At 72.3% G+C, this 1,652-nt stretch carries 3 protein-coding genes; 2 read left to right on the top strand and 1 reads right to left on the bottom strand.

Annotation, left to right across the window (positions count from 1 at the left end; translation table 11 throughout):
- Positions 1 to 63 precede the first annotated feature (63 nt).
- Positions 64 to 834 carry an SDR family NAD(P)-dependent oxidoreductase gene (locus D7Y13_RS41355; RefSeq protein WP_120536460.1) on the top strand — a complete coding sequence of 257 codons (771 nt, stop codon included), beginning with the start codon at positions 64 to 66 and terminating at the stop codon, positions 832 to 834.
- A 51-nt stretch (positions 835 to 885) separates the two neighbouring features.
- Entirely contained in the window at positions 886 to 1,410 is a 525-nt protein-coding gene (locus D7Y13_RS41350; protein WP_120536461.1) for a hypothetical protein, read from the top strand.
- On the opposite strand, the gene D7Y13_RS41345 is transcribed toward D7Y13_RS41350, so the two are convergent.
- The gene (locus tag D7Y13_RS41345; protein WP_244222470.1) at positions 1,403 to 1,567 is read right to left on the bottom strand and encodes a hypothetical protein; all 165 of its coding nucleotides are present in this window, start codon (positions 1,565 to 1,567) and stop codon (positions 1,403 to 1,405) included. The genes D7Y13_RS41350 and D7Y13_RS41345 overlap by 8 nt on opposite strands.
- Between the last annotated feature and the right edge of the window lie 85 nt (positions 1,568 to 1,652).

Here is a 1,652-nt window from a genome sequence, read left to right as displayed (position 1 = left end):
ATCTCGACCGCCCCCCACAAACCCGCGCCCCACGCGCCCCGCTCCAGCGGTAGAACACGCCGCATGGAACTGGGAATCACAGGAAAAACAGCGCTCATCACCGGCAGCAGCCGGGGCATCGGACGGGCCATCGCCACGGTGCTGTCGCGCGAGGGCGCGCGGGTGTGCGTGTGCGCTCGGAACCTGGAGCCCGTGGAGACCGTGGCGAAGGCGCTGCGCTCCGAGGGCGCGCAGGTGGCCACGGTGGTCGCGGACGTGGCGACCCCGGAAGGGGCCCATGCCGCTGTGGACGCGGCGGTGCGCGCGTTCGGTTCGCTGGACATCCTGGTCAACAACGTGGGCGGCAGCGGCGGCGCGGGCGCCTTCGACGCGGCCAGCTCCGAGCAGTGGGCGGACGTGCTCCAGCGCAACCTGATGTCCGCCGTGTGGTGCAGCCAGCGCGCACTGGCGGTGATGCGCGCGCGGGGGGGCGGCAGCATCGTCCACCTGAGCTCCATCTTCGGCCGTGAGTACGCCACCAGCGCGCCCTACAGCGCGGCCAAGGCGGCCCTCATCGCGCTGACCAAGGAGATGGCGGTGGACCTGGCCCCCCACCGCATCCGCGTCAACGCCGTCGCCCCCGGCTCCATCTTCTTCCCCGGGGGAAGCTGGGACAAACGCCAGCAACTGGACCCCGAAGCCGTGGCCCGCATGGTGCGCGAGCAGATCCCCTGGGGCCGTTTCGGCACGCCGGAGGAGGTGGCGGACGTGGTCGCCTTCCTGTGCTCCGAGCGGGCGAAGTGGGTCACGGGCTCCACCCTGCCCGTGGACGGCGGCCAGGGCCGTGCCTTCTAGGATGCGCCCCGGCCTCCTGACGGTAGAGTCCGCGCGCATGAGGCCACCGGCGTGCTGAAGCTCTACAAGAAGGACGGCGACACCCTGCGCTACTGGGAGGCCTGGGAGCACGAGGGCGTCGTCACCGTGCACTGGGGCCCCGTGGGCGACGGCGGCGAACAGAAGACCGTCCCCGTCCCCGCCGACGAGGACCCCGACATGGTCATCGCCCAGGAGGCCGAGTCCCTGGTGGACACCGGCTACGACGAGCCCGAGCCCGAGGCCATGGCTGTGCTCCTGGTGGAGTACGCCGTGCAGGGCAAGGGCAGCGGCCACGACTTCGAGAAGCGCAACGCCGTGGAGGAGCTGCTCACGGACGCGCTCGGTTGGACGGGCAACGGCGAGGTGGAGGGCGGCGAGACGGAAGGCGGCTTCATGCGCGTGCACTGCCGCGTGATGGATGAGGAGACGGCCGCGCGCACCGTGGTGGAGGCGCTGGACTCCGAGGACCTGCTCGAAGGCGCCCGCGTCCTCGTGACCCGGGGCGAGGAGAAGCCCCGCGTCGTCCACCCGCCCCTCTTCCCCGTGCTCAAGTAGCCGTCGTTCCGGGAGGCTGGGGCCGGAAGACGCGGAACAGGAGCACCAGCGACGGCACCACCGTCACCGCCCCCACCCCGAGCGCGACGAACAGCAGCCGCATCACCCCTGGCGACGCCGCGCTGGTGGTGGCGGGCGTGGGCGTGGGGTTCGCCATCTACCGCTCCCGCCACCATGACGAGCGCGTGCGCCGCCAGCGCCGCCAGGCCCTGTCACGGGCGTGGGACCATCCGGAGCGGGTG

Origin of the sequence: Corallococcus praedator (assembly GCF_003612125.1) — a bacterium.
GTDB classification, from domain to species: Bacteria; Myxococcota; Myxococcia; order Myxococcales; family Myxococcaceae; genus Corallococcus; species Corallococcus praedator.
This window is presented reverse-complemented; position numbering and strand designations above follow the sequence as displayed.